The sequence below is a fragment of the Nocardioides agariphilus genome (genome assembly GCF_015352445.1).
Lineage (GTDB): Bacteria > Actinomycetota > Actinomycetes > Propionibacteriales > Nocardioidaceae > Nocardioides > Nocardioides agariphilus.
Map to the genome: position 1 here is coordinate 36863 of NZ_JADKPO010000002.1, position 15363 is coordinate 52225.

At 69.9% G+C, this 15363-nt stretch carries 13 protein-coding genes; 7 read left to right on the forward strand and 6 right to left on the reverse strand.

All coding sequences use genetic code 11. The features are described 5' to 3' along the window. Positions 1-14 precede the first annotated feature (14 nt). Positions 15-851 carry a lysophospholipid acyltransferase family protein gene (locus tag ISU10_RS02125; RefSeq protein WP_194694721.1) on the forward strand — a complete coding sequence of 279 codons (837 nt, stop codon included), beginning with the start codon at positions 15-17 and terminating at the stop codon, positions 849-851. Then, a complete protein-coding gene (locus ISU10_RS02130) occupies positions 848-1420 on the forward strand; it encodes a DinB family protein (RefSeq protein ID WP_194694722.1) in 573 nt (190 codons plus the stop codon). Before ISU10_RS02125 ends, ISU10_RS02130 begins: the two co-directional genes overlap by 4 nt. Here ISU10_RS02130 and ISU10_RS02135 read toward each other — a convergent pair. The 3 genes from ISU10_RS02135 to ISU10_RS02145 all read right to left on the reverse strand — a co-directional run bounded on the left by ISU10_RS02135 (position 1417) and on the right by ISU10_RS02145 (position 4260). Beyond that, positions 1417-2568, reverse strand: coding sequence for a DUF6895 family protein (locus ISU10_RS02135; protein ID WP_194694723.1), 1152 nt, complete (start codon positions 2566-2568; stop codon positions 1417-1419). The genes ISU10_RS02130 and ISU10_RS02135 overlap by 4 nt on opposite strands. A gap of 5 nt (positions 2569-2573) precedes the next feature. Beyond that, positions 2574-2801 carry a hypothetical protein gene (locus tag ISU10_RS02140; protein ID WP_194694724.1) on the reverse strand — a complete coding sequence of 76 codons (228 nt, stop codon included), beginning with the start codon at positions 2799-2801 and terminating at the stop codon, positions 2574-2576. Positions 2802-2907: 106 nt separating this feature from the next. Next, positions 2908-4260, reverse strand: a complete 1353-nt coding sequence (locus ISU10_RS02145; protein WP_194694725.1) for a hypothetical protein — start codon at positions 4258-4260, stop codon at positions 2908-2910. 227 nt (positions 4261-4487) lie between these two features. Here ISU10_RS02145 and ISU10_RS02150 point away from each other — a divergent pair, with 227 nt between their 5' ends. Then, the gene (locus ISU10_RS02150; protein ID WP_194694726.1) at positions 4488-8189 is read left to right on the forward strand and encodes a hypothetical protein; all 3702 of its coding nucleotides are present in this window, start codon (positions 4488-4490) and stop codon (positions 8187-8189) included. A 3-nt stretch (positions 8190-8192) separates the two neighbouring features. Here ISU10_RS02150 and ISU10_RS02155 read toward each other — a convergent pair whose 3' ends face one another. Further along, positions 8193-9236, reverse strand: coding sequence for an acyltransferase family protein (locus tag ISU10_RS02155; protein WP_194694727.1), 1044 nt, complete (start codon positions 9234-9236; stop codon positions 8193-8195). Between the two features lie 75 nt (positions 9237-9311). Here ISU10_RS02155 and ISU10_RS02160 point away from each other — a divergent pair, with 75 nt between their 5' ends. Beyond that, the gene (locus ISU10_RS02160; protein ID WP_194694728.1) at positions 9312-10211 is read left to right on the forward strand and encodes an NUDIX domain-containing protein; all 900 of its coding nucleotides are present in this window, start codon (positions 9312-9314) and stop codon (positions 10209-10211) included. Positions 10212-10374: 163 nt separating this feature from the next. Continuing rightward, positions 10375-10956 (forward strand): hypothetical protein, encoded by a 582-nt coding sequence (locus tag ISU10_RS02165; RefSeq protein WP_194694729.1) that lies wholly within the window; start codon positions 10375-10377, stop codon positions 10954-10956. A 72-nt stretch (positions 10957-11028) separates the two neighbouring features. Here ISU10_RS02165 and ISU10_RS02170 read toward each other — a convergent pair whose 3' ends face one another. After that, positions 11029-12453, reverse strand: a complete 1425-nt coding sequence (locus ISU10_RS02170) for a hypothetical protein (protein ID WP_194694730.1) — start codon at positions 12451-12453, stop codon at positions 11029-11031. Positions 12454-12645: 192 nt separating this feature from the next. Here ISU10_RS02170 and ISU10_RS02175 point away from each other — a divergent pair, with 192 nt between their 5' ends. After that, positions 12646-13857 (forward strand): SAM-dependent methyltransferase, encoded by a 1212-nt coding sequence (locus tag ISU10_RS02175; RefSeq protein WP_194694731.1) that lies wholly within the window; start codon positions 12646-12648, stop codon positions 13855-13857. Further along, a complete protein-coding gene (locus ISU10_RS02180) occupies positions 13850-14863 on the forward strand; it encodes an esterase-like activity of phytase family protein (RefSeq protein ID WP_194694732.1) in 1014 nt (337 codons plus the stop codon). Before ISU10_RS02175 ends, ISU10_RS02180 begins: the two co-directional genes overlap by 8 nt. Here ISU10_RS02180 and ISU10_RS02185 read toward each other — a convergent pair. Next, complete coding sequence (locus ISU10_RS02185; RefSeq protein WP_370864583.1) at positions 14783-15310, reverse strand: dihydrofolate reductase family protein; 528 nt, start codon at positions 15308-15310, stop codon at positions 14783-14785. The genes ISU10_RS02180 and ISU10_RS02185 overlap by 81 nt on opposite strands. Positions 15311-15363 lie beyond the last annotated feature (53 nt).

The following is a 15363-nucleotide window of genomic DNA, read 5'->3' on the forward strand; positions in this document are numbered from 1 at the left end:
GATCGAGAGCTGCCGTGGTTTCGAGGCTCGTTGGCGCTCGCACCTCCACCAACGACCGGGGGGCGGAGCGCTGGTACCGGGCCACGGGGACGGCGACGCGGATGCTGGTCCGGGCACTCGACGTACGCCTGCACTACTCCGGACTCGAGCACGTGCCGCAGACGGGGCCGGTCGTGCTCGCGAGCACCCACGGGTCCTACCCCGACTTCTTGTGGATCGGCCTGGCAGCCCACGAGCGTGGCCGCTGGGTGCGGTTCTTGACCCGACACGACGTGTGGCAGTCGCGGGCCGCGCGGGCCATGGACGCGATGCGGCACGTCCCCGTCGACCGCGAGGCGCCGGCGGCGGCGTACCTCACCGCTCGTCGGCTGCTGCGCGAGGGCGAGGCGGTCGGCGTCTTCCCCGAGGCCGGCATCTCGTTCTCCTACGCCGTGCGTTCGCTGATGCGCGGCCCCGCGGCGCTGGCTCGCGAGGTCGGCGCACCGCTGGTGCCGCTCGCGCTGTGGGGCTCGCAGGAGCTCTGGACCGTGGATGCGACCAGGCCGTCGCAGGTCGTGCGTCCCCACCCGAGGCGACACCAGCGCATCGACGTGGCCTTCGGGCCGGCCATCACGGTCGGGCCCGACGCCGATCTGGTCGCCGCGACGACCGAGCTGGGTCATGCGATGACCGGGCTGCTGGAGGGCCTGCAGCGGCTGCCCCACCACGCGCCGGCCCCGGGGTCGCACGCACCGAGGTACCCCGCCCATCTCGGCGGTCACGCCCCTGACCGATCCGCTGCGCGCTCGCTCGACAGCGTGCCGAAAACCGCGGTGCCACCGTCGTGGGGCCCGCCTAGTGTGGCCGGGTGACGATCCCAGACCCCAAGTCCACGCTCGTCGAAGGCCTCGGCCGACTCAACGAGCAGGTGCTCGAGAAGCTCGACGGACTCTCGGAGTACGACCTGCGCCGCCCGGTCACCTCGACCGGCACGAACCTGCTGGGCCTGGTCAAGCACCTGGCCAGCGTGCAGGCGGGCTACTTCGGCGCGACGTTCGGCCGACCGTTCCCCGGGGAGCTGCCGTTCGACGACGACGACCCGCAGGCCGACCTCTACGCCACTGCCGATGAGACCAGCCAGAGCGTCAAGGAGTTCTACCGGGCGTCGTGGCGGCACGCCGAGGAGACCTTCGCCGAGGCCGACCTCGACACCGCCGGCAAGGTGCCCTGGTGGTCGGACGACGAGGTCAGCCTCCACCAGATCCTGGTGCACATGACCAACGAGACCGCCCGGCACGCCGGCCACATCGACATCGTGCGTGAGACGATCGACGGCGCGGTCGGTCGCGGCGCAACCGACCGCAACATCGTCGAGGGCTACGACTGGCCCGCGTACGTCGAGAAGCTCGAGGCGATCGCGCGCCGGGCCGACGCGCGCTAGGAGCTTGCCAGCCGAGCCGCAGCGCGGGGCGACATCATCGCCGCGCTGCGTCGCAGCAGCGACGCTGCTTGCTGCACCGCGCGTCCCTCGGCCAGGTCCAGCTCGAGGGCGAGCTCCAGCAGGCCGCGGACGGCCTGGAGGTCGGAGCGGTCGGAGGCATTGCGGAGCGCGACCGTCAGGTCCAGGGCCGCCAGCCCGCCATCGAGCTGCGTCGGCGCCCCTCGAGGCGGGCCGGCGGCGAGCATCGAGGCGCCGAGGATCCCCAGCACGAGCGATGCGTGGTAGGACGTGCGCAGCACGTAGGCGTCCTGGGCCTGAGGCGCCAACAGGGCGTGGACCTCTCGCTCGAAGCCCGGTCCCGGGAGGAAGCCCTGGTCCGCACGGACCGAGGCCACCTCGTCCAGGGCGCGTGCGCGGGCAGGGCTGGGGGCCAGCCCGAGCATCGGCCAGCACCACAGCAGCTCCGTGGTCAGGTCGAGGTTGCGGGCGTCGAGTGCCAGCGCCAGGAGCGCGTCGAGGTCGGGCACCAGGTCGGCCTCGGGTCGCGGGACGGGGATGCGCCACCGGCCGAGGTCGGTGCCGTGCATGACCGCGTGCGTGAGGTCGTAGACGTCCTGGGTGGAGCAGCGCAGGACGTCGACCTGGCGACCGAGGCTGGAGCGCTCGAGCAGGGCTGCGACCCCGGCCAGATCGGGACCCTCCTCGCGCAGGGCGCGCAGCCAGGCGCGGTGCAGCGCCGTCACGACGTACGGTTCGGGGCCGCAGTCGGGTTCGGCGAGCGCGAGATCCAGGAGCAGGTCGATGCCGGGGTCGGTGTCGCCGAGCGCTGAGAGCTGGAGGTGGCAGAACGCCGCCTCCAGGGCGTGTGCAGGGTCGCAGCAGATCGCCGCGGGCACAGATGCGGGACGGGCGAGAGGTGCCGCGGCGGCGTAGAGGCGTCGCCAATCGGGATCGGCCCGGCCGGCGCCGACATCGGCAGTCGCTCGTAGCAGCAGGAGGGCCTCGCCCACGACCTTGTCGGGCTCGAGTCGCGGCGCGGGGACGTCGGGTCCGTCGTCGGACAGCGCCGCGACGGTACGGGCCGTCAGCCTCAGGCTGCCGGTGACCCAGTCGCGGAGCAGGACGGCGCTCGGACCCGACGTGCTCATCCGGGTCAGCCCTCGCGCAGGTTGACGCCCAGCTCGCGGATGACCGGCACCGGCCAGCCGCAAGCCCAGTAGTTGTGCTTGCCGATCGCCAAGACGAGCTCGTCGCCCCCGCGGATGGCGCGCTCGCCGAACTTGCTGAAGACCGCGCCGGCGGCCTCCAGGTTGATCGCGCCGGTGTCGAGCAGCGCGGTCACGACTTCCTGGCGCAGCTCACTGCGTGCGATATCTCCCATGTCGAACTTCCTTCGTGAAGCGCACCGCCCGATGCCGTGCGACTGGGGACGAGGAGCAGGAGGAAGGCGGGTCAGATACGCCGCCGCCGAGACGGCATGGGTCGGGCTAGTGGGCCGGTGGCCCTCCGGCGGACAGCTTGGTCAGCTTGTCCGCGATCTTCAGCATGGCGCCGATCGCCTTGCTGGAGATGCCGAAGGAGCGCACCCGCGAGGTGTAGGGGGTGACCTGAGCGACCTTGTCGGCGTCGGTGAGGGTGTCGGAGAGCCCACTGAGGACGCGCGTGCCGACCTTGCTCTGGACCTCGTACCACTTGTCGCTGGGAACCAGAAGGATCCCCTTCTGGCGGATGTAGGTCTCGATGACCTCGGACGTGGCATTGCGAGCAAGGTCGTCGGGCCAGTGGTCCTGAGCCTGGAGCACCGAGGCAAGCTCGTGGAGCAGCTCCGCGGCCTTCCTCACCTTCGGGATGCCTTCCTTGCCAGTGTTGCTCCAGAACTCGAAGAGGTCGCCCACCAGACTGTCGGTCACGTCCCCCGACGTCAGAGCACCGCGGGCCTTGACCCCGTAGATGCCGCTGCGGTCGATCAGGTCGATGAGGGGGAAGTTCTTCCGCAGCCGGTTGAGGTTGAAGGGCCTGGACCTGCCTCCCGTCTCCTTCTCCCTGAGCCACTCATAGACCTCCTCGGCGATCGCCTCGCCCGCGTCGCCGACGAGCTGCCTGGCCGTCCTGTTCTCCATCAAGACGTTCATGGCAGCCTGGAGTGCTCGCTGGATGATGGTCGCGTCGAGGGCGACCTTGCCGGAGCTGCCCGAGATCACCATGCCGATCAAGGGGATCAGCCCCAGCCCCAACGCCCGACCAGCGGCTCCGTAGATCTTCTCCAGCCAGTCGAGCAGGCGTCGGCCATCCTCGCCGCCGTCGCCGGGCTTGATCCTGGGCGGGTCTGTCGTCTGCGTCTTGGTGGGGTCGGGCCTCTTGGGGTCGGGCCTCTTGGGGTCGGGCCTCTTGGGGTCGGGCTTGGTGGGGTCGGGCTTCTGGGGGACCACGGGCGGCACCGGCGGCTGGGGCTTGTCCGGCGGTGGCGGCGGTGGGCGCTCGGTCGACTTGTCCTCCGTCCCACGGTCGAATGTGCCGCGCTCCTCCTCGACCGGGCGCCGGGCGAGCCTGGTGCGCAGCTCGGCTCGCAGCGGCGTGGAGAGCTCGAGGTCGAACAAGTGCGCCAGCGGGTCGGAGCGGTCGTTCAGCCTGCGCTGCAGCGCGGAGGCCTCCTGAGGGGGCGAGGTCTGCACCAGCTTGCGCAGCGCGTTGGCGCGAGCTCGGATGGCGGTGGTCTGTGAGGCCGCTATCGGCTCCTCGAGGTGCCGGACCAACGTCCGCTGGGTGTTGTCTGCCGGCGCCGCACGACGACGTGCCGCCTCCCACTCGGGCGAGACCTGGGCAGCGACGGAGCCGGTCACCGGTGTCTTCGTGACTTCCCTCATGTGCCCGCCCATCCGCCTGCGAGGGACGCTTGCTGCGACTGTCCTCCCAGCCGTCGCGGCGGGTCAAGGCCCGCGAGCAGGACTCGTCGTCGTCAAGGGTTGACGAACCTGCACGCTGGGTCCGTTACTTGATCCGAGAGGACGCTCGGCCCATTGTTCTCGGGCAGGTCCGGCTGCCCCCTCGATCGAGGGGAGGAACAGCAATGGCTCGTTTCGTCGGCCGCATCACCCGGACAGACACCCAGGCACCTATCTCGGACCTGGTGGTCCGCGTCTACAGCGTCACAGCCGCCGGCGACGACCACCACGGGCAACGGGTGGTGTCCCTGGGCTCTGACATCAGCGACGCGTCCGGCCGGTTTCAGGTGGTGTCGCGACCGGTCGAGGGCGAACCCACGTTGCGGGTGCTCGTCACGGTCGCACGCCCGGACCGGCCAGCAGGTGGCGATGGTGATGGTCACCGCCGGCCTGGGCTGGTGCCGGAGGGGCTGGTGCCGGAGGATGCAGTGCCGTTCGACGCAGCGGCCTTCCTGCTCACCACACCCGTCCACGAGGTGGCGGCCGATGCGCAGGAGAGCTATCGGCTCAGCATTGACGGTGACCGGCTCGAGCAGGCCGGTGTGCTGCCCCCCGGCCCGTCGACAAGCGGGCTGCGACTGTCGACGCGCGCACGCCGGACGATCGACGAGGCGGTGGTGTCGGAGGTCGCCGTCGGGGAGGCCATCGCCGACCGTGTGGTGCGGGGCAAGGAGCTGGAGGCTGAGTTCGAGACCGACTTCCTGCCCCGGTTCCTCGAGGAGGTCACTGCGAGCTCCGGTGCGGTCGCCGCGGGCTACCAGTTCGTCGTGGGTCCGGCGGCCGAACACGCGCCTGGGGCGCTGGCGCGCAAGGCGATCGAGCGCGGAGTGGCGCGCATGCAGGCCGAGGGAGTTCCCGACCCCGATCGCGAGCGTGAGGGTCGTCGTCGTACTCGCTTCTTCTTCGACCAGGCTCAGCTGCAACAGCTCGACAACGTGACGACTGCCAACGGGACGCTGCCGGCGGGCACCTTCGGCGACATCGGCAGATCCACCCTGATGGAGATCCTCGGGCTCACCGCACGGATCGAGACGTCGGGCACGCCCGTCGAAGTGGCCCGTGAGGACAAGCTCTTCGAGGCCTTCTTGCAGGACACCGCCGAGGAGCGATCGGCCCGTGACCTTCTCGCCGGCCCCGCAACGACCACGAACCCCCAGCAACCAGGCGGGGGAGCAGGTACTCCGCCCGGGCCAGCAGATGCCAACGCAGTCCTGGAGCTGTTGGGGCGCACCATCGAGGACATCCGCTCCCCGATCGACGTACTGACCGGAGACGGGGAGGGGCCTGGGCTGGCAACCAAGATCCGTGAGTTCGCCGTGCCGGTCGGACCTGCCGACGAGCCGCGCGTCTTCGACTTCGCAACGCTGGACGTCGCCTTCGAGGACGTCTGGCAGACCGTGGTGGACACGCGTCTTGAGCCGCTCGCTCGCTCGCTGCACGTCAAGATGAGCCGGGTGCTGAAGGACCGCGTCGTCGCGCCGACGGACCTTGCCGACCTGGGGAAGCTCACCGCGGCCCTCCGGTCCGTGCGCGCCGCGACGCAGGACGCCGCGCCGACGATGGTGTTCTTGCGCAACGACGGGCGCGGGCCGCGCGACCTGCTGGGGGGCGGCGGCGACATCCTGCCGGTCGACCCGGTGCCGCCCCGTCCGCCAGACCCTCCGGACCCGCCGGACCCGCCCGGTGGGCGTCCGGACCGTCCCCCCGAGCCCGGTGGTGTGCTCCTCCCGGACGAGAGCGACGGCAGTGACTACGACACCGACGCCAACCCCGAAGACCTGGTCGAACAGATCAACGCCATCTTGAAGGAGCCGCACGCGTTCACCGCCTTCGGTGCTGATGGCCGGAGCAAGGCCGTGAACTTCGGCCTCCTGATCGGCTACCGCCACGTCATGACCCCCGTCAGCTACCAGGTGGGCGACCTGGTCAAGAGCATCACCTTGGCGCCCAACGAGGTGCGCGAGTACAAGACGCGCACGGTCATCACGCGCAAGCGCTCGGAGAAGGAGCTGATGAAGCGCTCGGCGATCCGGCGAGATGAGTTCTCCGAGACGAACAGAGCCGAGAGCGAGATCATCCGCAAGGCCCTGGCCAAGACCAACTTCTCCCTCAACACCAACGGCACCTACAACATCGGTATCAGCAAGGGCGACTCGACCACCGCCTCCTCGAGGGACGGCGAGACCAACTCAGGCGAGGTGAAGAAGGCGTTCCGAGAGGCCGTGTTGAAGGCCAGCGAGGAGCTTCGCCAGGAGCGGGCAGTTGAGGTCACCTTCGACGAGGGATACGAGTTCGAGGAAACCACCTCGGGCCGGCTGGAGAACAAGAACAGCGAAATCACCCTCAACTGCCTGTTCTTCGAGCTTCAGCGTCGGTTCCGGGTCAACGAGACGATCCAGAAGGCGACTCCCGTCATCTTGGTCGCTCAGGATGTTCCCGCACCCGACGAGATCAACAACGGCTTCCTGGTGCGATACGCCTGGGTCATCCGCCGCGCGCTTCTGGACGATGGTTTCGAGCCCGCCCTGGACTACGTGCAGGGAGCGATCGTCGGGGACCGTCTCGAGGTACTTGCGCTCGCGGAGACGCTCAGCGCCCACCGGCTCCAGGTGCGCGATCTGACGACGCAGATGCAGGCTCTCGAGGAGCAGGCCGGCCGTCGCTATGAAGCCCTCGTGCAGGCGGTCAGGGAACGTATCGCCGAGGAGGGACGTGAGGAGAGCGACGGCTTCTTCTCCGACATCGGGCAGAGCCTCTTCGGGGGTGGCCAGGACACCGAGACGGCCAAGCTGCGCGAGGAGGCGGCCCGCGACGCCGAGCAGCGTGCCGCCGAGAAGGCCAAGGAGATGGCGGTCAACCTCCAACGAGCGGTCAATGCGTTGAACGAGGCGACCGAGGCCTACAACAAGGCCAACCGTCGCTACCAGAGCATGGCGTTGGAGGTCGCCCGGCTGCGGCTGCACGTCAAGGAGCACATCCTGCACTACATGCAGGCCATCTGGGTCCACGAGGTCGAGGACCAACGATTTCTGCGTCTCTACCAGCTGCCCGTCCCGCAGTTCGCGAACCCGGTGGGCACAGAGCCGACGTACCGCCGGCTGGGTGCCACCTCAGCGGTCAGCCGCGTGGACGTGGACATCTCCGACACCGCGAACGTGTCGGCACACGCGCGTGTGGGCGTCGACTTCGAGCTGGTCCCGTCCATCGAGATGCTGCCCGACCAGTTCGATCTTCCCCTCGTGGAGGTCGCCGATCCTTCGCGCCTGCTGGGGTTCCTCGGGAACTACATGATCTTTCCGATGCGGCGCAGCAACGCGCTCACCGACATGATGCTGGACCCCTACGTCGACGAGGGCCTGCGCCTGCTCGACCCCCACGACCCGGGCAACATCACCAGGCCGCAGTTCGCCGAGTACGTCGTCCGGCTCAGGGAGCGCCTCGGCGCCCAGGAGTTCGAGAGCATCCGGGGTGCGCTCGCCGCCCGGTACCGAGAGCTGCTGTTGTCCTCGGAGTATGCCGGTGACGAGATCGTCGTCCCCTCGGGCGCGCTCTACATGGAGGCGCTCCCCGGCTCGACCCCTCTGTTGGAGGGATTCAAGCTCGCCCACCGAGCCCTCGATCTGGTTCGTGCGCAGGAGGACGCTCGTCGCGCGGCCATCGAGAACCTGCGCCATGCTTCGCGCCTGATCGAGGGGCGGTTGGACGACCCGGAGACCGACGCTCGGTACGACTTCTACGGGGCACCTGGTGTCGTCACGCCGACACCTCCGAACCAGCCTTCGCCTGGAGGTGGAGGGGGTGCGAACCCGGCAGGTGGCGGAGGGTGAGTCTCACCCGGATGACGAGTGGCGGCGAGCACGGGCCAGCTTGCTGATGCTGTTGACGGGATCCACGACGTAGTTCAGCGCCCGCGCGATCGGCTCCGAGGCCAAGAACAGGGCCAGCGCGAGGGCCGTGGCGACCGTGATGACCACCGACCACCAGCTGGTGCCGGGCATCCAGTCCTCGTACCCGCGGTACTCCAGGTAGCGGACGACGAACCCGTGGCAGAGGTAGACCACCAGGCTCCACGCACCCATCTTGGTCAGGAAGCTGCGGCCGTGCGGCACCAGAGCCAGCACGGACGCCGAACCGATCAGCGCGACGACGATCAACCGCGCCCTGATCCAGATGCCGTCGCCGGCGCTGTAGCCCAGCTCGTCGTAGGAGGCGCGGAAGTAGAGGAACTGGGTTGCCCAGTAGCGGTCCGTGCGAGCGGCCAGCCACCACAAGAACAGCACGCCCACGATGCCGGCCACCCACACGAACCGGCGACGCAGCAGCGCCAGGTGCTCGGCCTTGAGGTGCAGCCCGATCACGAAGAACGGCAAGAAGCCCATCGTCCGGTTGAGGTCGAAGAGCTCCTGGTTGGTCAGCCCGGCGAGCAGGCTGACCGCGACCGACGCCGGCACCATCAGCCAGTGCACCTTCAGCAAAGGGGTCAGCAGCCGCCAGATCACGGTGGCCACGAGGTACCACATCGGCCATCGCGGGTTCTGGAACCACTCGAGCCCGGGCGGCACCTGGTCGAGGGTCTCGCGCCAGTGGATCATCAGCCACGAGAACACGACGTACGGCACGACGAGCGTGGTCAGCAGCGCCCACAGATGACGTCGGCTGTAGCGGAACGACTTCGAGAGGTACCCGGTCACCAGCACGAACGCCGGGATGTGGAAGTAGTAGATGAAGTCGTACATGCGGGACTGCTCGTCACCGCCTGGTACCAGCACCACCATGTGGCCGACGACCACGATGGTGACCAGCACCATCTTGGCGTTGTCGAGCCACGGATCCCGGGTCTTCTGCCCGAGCCTGGGCTGTGCCTGCTGCGTCATCGCGAGAACCATAGAGCCGCAGTGACCCGCGCGGCCCGACCGATCGGCGCGTGAGCCGCACCTATCGTGAACGGCATGGCCCTGCCCCGACGGCAACGCGTGGCGGCGTACGCCGTCATCGTGCGCGACGAGCGCATCTTGCTGTGCAAGCTCGCGCCGTGGATCACCCCCACCGAGCAGTGGACGCTGCCCGGCGGCGGCCTCGACCACGGTGAGGACCCGCGTGACGCGGTGATCCGCGAGATCTCCGAGGAGACCGGGCTCGACGCCTTCGTGGGAGAGCAGGCGCGGGTGTACTCCGCCCATCAGGCCCGCGTGCGCCGAGACGGCCGGCGCTCCGACTACCACGCGCTGCGCATCGTGTACGACGCGTGGGTCGCGCCCGATGCACCCCAGCCTCGTGTCGTCGAGGTCGACGGCTCCACCGTGGCCACGGCGTGGCATCCGCTCGCCGACGTGCTCGACGGCACCATCCCCACGGTCCCGCTGGTGCAGCAGGCGCTCGCCGACTGGGCTCCCTACCGGATGCAGCGCGTCGGTGCCTACGCGCTGGTGACGCGCGGTGACCCGCGCGACGGCGACGTGCTCTTGGTGCGGTTCTCCGCCAAGGGCTTCCACACCGGGTCGTGGAGCCTGCCTGGCGGCGGTATCGACCACGGCGAGCGGCCCGCGAACGCCCTCGTGCGTGAGGTCGAGGAGGAGTGCGGGATGACCCCGGACGTCGGAGAGCTGCTGCTCGTGCATGACGAGCACTTCAGCGGCACGGCGCCATCGGGTCGCTACGAGGACTTCCATGCCGTCGCCCTGGTCTTCGCCGCGCGCATCGACGCCGACGCGGTGCCGAAGGTCGTCGAGGTCGACGGCACCACCGACCTGGTCGAGTGGGTGCCGAGGCGCGAGATCACCGACGGCAGTCGGCCGGTGCTCGACGTCGTGCACGCTGCTCTTCAGGCGGGGGAGCGGCGGAGGGTCTAGCCGTGGCACGTGCGGCCCGTGTGGCGCAACGTGCTGGGTCGTGCCGCCCGAAGACCACCAGGGTCGGTACCGCAAGCCGTTGGCGGCGGGAGGTGCCTCGACCCAGGCGCCTGGCCTCGGGCAGCACCATGTCGCCGTGTGGGTCGAGGTATGGTCACCGATCGTGAGGAAGCGGGCGAAGGTGGTCGAAGCCATCGCCGTGACCTGGCTTGCGCTTGTCTGTCTGGGGGGCTGCGGCGTCGTGGACTTCCGGGACCCCTCCACGGGCGAGCCCGAGATCGTTGTTGATCAGGCCGTGGTCTCCGAATGGAGGAAGGCTGTGTCTCCGGGCGTCGACGACCTTAACGCCCTGGGCGGACTCCCGGGACTCAAGGCGGAGGGCGTCGCCAGGGTCACGCCGTGCAGCATCGACAGCGGCGAGCTCTTCGATCTCACTGCGGGTCGTCAATGGACCGCAACGCGCCCGGGCATGGACGCGAGTCACTTCGACCCGAGCGTCACTGCGACCACGGCCCGGGGCTACAAAGCCATCATCCGTCGCCTGGTCGCGACTGGCTGGACCGTCGGCGATCGCGGGACTGGCCTTGGGTTCGACCTGCCAAGAGGGCTCAGTTTCGACACTGCCCACTTGCGGCGGAAGGTCGATCGCACGACATTGCGAATGACCGTCCAAGTGTTCGATGACGGCGTCCTCGCGAGCCTGGGGTTCCGGGGCTCCCGGAAAGCCTGTCGGCTCGCTCAGTGACCCGACATCGCCTGCGTGCTCCATACCTCAGCGTCGGGCAGGTAAGCGGGTCCCTAGGTGCCTAGGCCACGGTCAACGTTGCGGAGACAAGCGGCCACACGCCGGGCTCGCTCTCTTGCGGCCCGTCCAAGACGATGTCGCCCGCCTCGGTGTCGACTTCGAGGGTGCCAGGGAGTCGACGAGGTAGTAGCGACCGTGGGGGGTGCGCCAGAGGTAGGCGGCGGGTCCGACCTGCCGCGCCTGATAGCCCGCGAGCGTCTTCCATCGATGATGTCGGCGGCGAAGTGGTCCGGAGTTGTGGGTGCCGGTCTGGCCGGGTCTGCCGAGAGGGTCGAAGGGCACGGGATGGTCGAAGTCGACCTTGCGGGTCTGCGAGCCGGTGGAGAAGGGGAAGACGTCGCCGCGGGAGCCGAGCCAGGTGCGCTCCTTGAGCGCCTCGGGGTGCTCGTAGGCACTCACCTGCACGTCGTCGTTGAGGTCGATGACGGGCTGGACGTTGACGAAGGCGTTGCCGAGCAGCTCGGTGAGCTGACTCGGCAGCAGCGGGCCAGCGTCCTCGACGCGGGCAACGCCCGGCACGATGCCGGCACCGACCGCCTCGTGGAGGTGGACGTAGAGATTCGCGCGGGGGCGCAACCGAGCAGGGTCGACCGAGCGCAGCGAGTCGAGGAGGTCGGCGGGGAAGGCGAGCGCGCGGCACAGGTCATCGGGCGGCTCGCTCTCCTCGACGCCCGACAGTAGGAGTTCGAGCAGCTCGGTGGGCCTGGCGAGCAGGCCGAACGCCTTGGCCCTGAGCTCGTCGCGGTGCAGGTCTGGGTGTTGAGGGGCGAGCAGGTCGGCGGCCCGCTCGACGGTGGCATCGACCCAGGCGGCGTCACCGGCCGTGACGCGAGCGACGACGGTCTTGAGACCGTTGGCGTCGGCACGGGACAGGCGGACGAACTTGCGCTGCTCGGCGTCTGCGATGCGCTGGGAGTGGGCGTGGGGGTCGGCCTCGATGACCTTGGCCTCGGCGAGCGAGATCACGCGCCCGGGCGTCTCGCCGCCGATCGCGGCAGCGACGGCGTCGTCGACGAGCCCGACCTGCTCGCGGCGCAGCGACCGGGAGATCGTGGCGACCTTGCGGGCCACCCACACCTCGCACTCCAGGTCGAGCACGCGTCGCCACACCTGGGGGAGTCGGTGCTCGAGGTCGAGAACGTCGGCCATGGCTCGACCCGTGGCCACGGCGCCGGTCTCGCGGGCGATGGCGAGCTCGCCCAGGCAGAACTCCTGCACCAGGGGAGTGCCATCGCCCCCGACGTCGATCAGGCGATTGCCGAACGACTCGATCCGCTCACCGCCAGGGCCGCGGCGCGGGTCGCTCCCGTGCAGGGCGGCCCAGTGGGAGATCACCAGCAGGTCCTGGACCTCAGCCGCACGTCGGGCCTTCGTCGCGCAGGACGCGGCGGCAAGCGTCGATGCCGCGTCGAGGTCGTCCATGGGCCCGAGATCCACTCCGCCATGATATCGAACATATGTTCGAATAACAAGTCACGGTGCGTGCCTTTCCAGCGAGGCAGTCGAGAACCACCTGACACCTAGACTCGACCGGTGAACCCGCGCCACCGACGTCTCATCATCCCGGTCGCGCTGGGTGCCCTCCTCCTGGTCGTCCTGATCGCCGCCCTCTTCTAGAAGCTCGAGACCATGCCCACCCAACCTCTGCTCCGCGCCCTCGCGCAGCTGCGCCAGGAGATCCTCGACCCCGAGGCGCTCGTGCGGGCCGTCGCCTCAGGACGCCGCCGCGGGCACGAGCCTCGGTGGCGGAGGGTCGAGCTGCGCTACGTCGACCTCAAGGTCGGTCGCCACCTGCAGGTGACGGCGTACGACGAACGCCAGGCGCACACCACCAACCACGCCCTCGGTGAGGATGCCCGCGAGGCCGTGGACGCGCTGCTCGACGAGCCGTTCGGCAACTGGCACGTCGACACCACGACGCAGTCCCACCAGGTGCGGGTGACCAAGAAGGGCGAGGCGCTGCTGCATACGGCACAACGGAGTGACGAGGTCCGGGCCGGCCGCGACCACGACCGTGACAAGGGGCGGTTGCTGGCCGAGGACGACCCGGTGTTCGTGGCGCTCGGGCTCTCCGACCACCAGGGGCGGATGAAGCCGAGCCGCCAGGCGAAGTACCGCCAGGTCGAGGAGTTCCTGCGCATCCTCGACGCGTCGATCACCGACGCGATCGACAAGGGTCACCTGCGTCGCCCGAGTGTCGAGGAGCCCCTGCGGGTCGCCGACCTGGGGTGCGGCAACGGCTACCTCACGCTGGCAGCGCAGCGCTTCCTGACCCACGTGCGCGAGCTGCCCGTCGAGGTGACCGGCGTCGACGTACGCCGGCAGTCGGCCGATCACAACGCGGCCCTCGCCACCGGGCTGGGCATGCCAGCCCACTTCGTCGTCGGCGCTATCGCGGAGGTGGCCATCGACCCGCCACCCGACGTCGTGCTCGCCCTGCACGCCTGCGACACCGCGACCGACGACGCGCTCGCCCGCGCTGTGGCGTGGGAGGCACCGCTGGTGCTGGCCGCACCGTGCTGTCATCACGACATCGCCACCCAGCTGCGCAAGACACCGACGCCGCAGCCCTACGCGATGCTCACCCGGCACGGCATCCTCCGCGAGAGGTTCGCCGACACCCTGACCGACGCCGTGAGAGCGAGCCTGCTGCGCATCGAGGGCTACCGCGTCGATGTCATGCAGTTCGTCGAGAGCAAGCACACGCCGCGCAACACCCTGCTCCGCGCCGTGCGCACGGGGAGTCCGGTCTCCGGCGGTGCGGTGCGCAAGGAGTACGACGACCTCGTCGCCACCTGGGAGATCCGCCCCAAGCTCGCGGAGCTCCTGTCCCATGGTTGAGCGCTTCGTCTACGGCATCACCGCTCTGCCCTTCCTCATCGGCACGCTGGTGTCCGGCAACGCGATGGGCGGCGACGTGGTCACCCGGTTCGAGGACCCGGCCATCGTCGAGTCCAGCGGCCTCGCCGTGGTCGACGGACTGCTGGTGACCACCAACGACTCCGGTGACTCCGGTCGCATCTTCGCCGTCGACCCGTCGAACGGGCAGACAGCCGGCGTCACTAGCTGGTCGGCCGACCCCACGGACGTCGAGGCGCTGGCGCCCGCTGGCGGCGGCGAGGTGTGGGTCGGCGACATCGGCGACAACCTCGCCAAGCGCGACTCGGTCTCGGTCGCGCGAGTGCCCATCGGCCGACAGGACGCCGACGTCGACGTGCCGTCCTATGAGCTCCTCTATCCGGATGGTCCGCGCGACGCCGAGTCGCTGCTGGCCGATCCGGCGACGGGTCGCCTCTACGTGATCAGCAAGGGCGTGCTGGGTGGCGCGGTCTACGCCGCACCGGAGCGACTGTCCCCGCGCAAGCCCAACCAGCTCCAGGAGATCGGGCCCGTCCTCGGCATCGCGACGGACGCGGCATTCTTCCCTGACGGGCGGCACATCATCGTGCGCAACTACAGCCAGGCAGCGGTCTACTCCTGGCCCAACCTCGAGGAAGTGGGCCGCTTCGGTCTGCCGCAGCAGGAGCAGGGCGAGGGCGTCGCGGTCGCGGCCGACGGCACCATCTACGTCTCCTCCGAGGGGATCCGCGCGCCGGTGCTGCGGATCTCGCTGCCCGCCGCCGTACGCCGGGCGATGCGGCCGCAGCCGACGTCCACGCCGTCCCCCGACTCGGCCAGCCCGAGCCCGAGCCCCAGCCCGAGCCCGACGCTCCCGCCCGGCACCCGGCAGGGGCGCGAGCTCCCGGAGGCGGCGCCGGAGGACCGGTCAGCCTGGGGCTGGGCTCTCGGGGGTGTCTTGGGACTCGGGATCGTCATCGTCGTGGCCCGCGCCCTGCGGCCCCGCTGAGCCGGAGCCCGACCCGGACGTCGACCAGGGGTAGGGCGGCGGGTGGTCGCGGTACTTGTCCTCCGGCGCCAAGGTGTAGGCGACCTGGCCCTGCGCGAACAGCCGCGTGCTGAGGTTGAGCAGCCGGGCGGCGCCGGTGAACAGCCGCTCGCCCTCGCCGAGGACGAAGGGGTGCACGGTGAGCCGGTACTCGTCGACGAGGTCGCGCCCGACCAGCTCCCGGCAGAGCTCCGGGTCGCCCTCGACGACGACCGGTGCCAACTCCTCGTCGCCGCCCTCCGACAGCAAGGCGACGATCTCCCCGATGCCCAGCTCCGGCGCGCGCAAATGGACGCCAGCCTTCTGCACCACTCGGCGCTGGTAGCGGGCGAGCTCCTCGTCGGAGGCCTGTGCGCCGACGTGGAATCCGTCGAGGCTCAGCTCCGCGGCCAGCACCAACCTGCGCACGGGTACCAGCGTGCCAGCCAGCCCACCAGCCAGCCCACCAGCCAGCCCACCAG

What these genes read in the sequence shown, in the direction of transcription:
- ISU10_RS02135 (WP_194694723.1), bottom strand. Translation starts at nt 2,568, where the DNA reads ATGAGCACGTCGGGTCCGAGCGCCGTCCTGCTCCGCGACTGGGTCACC.
- ISU10_RS02150 (WP_194694726.1), top strand. Translation starts at nt 4,488, where the DNA reads ATGGCTCGTTTCGTCGGCCGCATCACCCGGACAGACACCCAGGCACCT.
- ISU10_RS02180 (WP_194694732.1), top strand. Translation starts at nt 13,850, where the DNA reads ATGGTTGAGCGCTTCGTCTACGGCATCACCGCTCTGCCCTTCCTCATC.
- ISU10_RS02175 (WP_194694731.1), top strand. Translation starts at nt 12,646, where the DNA reads ATGCCCACCCAACCTCTGCTCCGCGCCCTCGCGCAGCTGCGCCAGGAG.
- ISU10_RS02140 (WP_194694724.1), bottom strand. Translation starts at nt 2,801, where the DNA reads ATGGGAGATATCGCACGCAGTGAGCTGCGCCAGGAAGTCGTGACCGCG.
- ISU10_RS02155 (WP_194694727.1), bottom strand. Translation starts at nt 9,236, where the DNA reads ATGACGCAGCAGGCACAGCCCAGGCTCGGGCAGAAGACCCGGGATCCG.
- ISU10_RS02160 (WP_194694728.1), top strand. Translation starts at nt 9,312, where the DNA reads ATGGCCCTGCCCCGACGGCAACGCGTGGCGGCGTACGCCGTCATCGTG.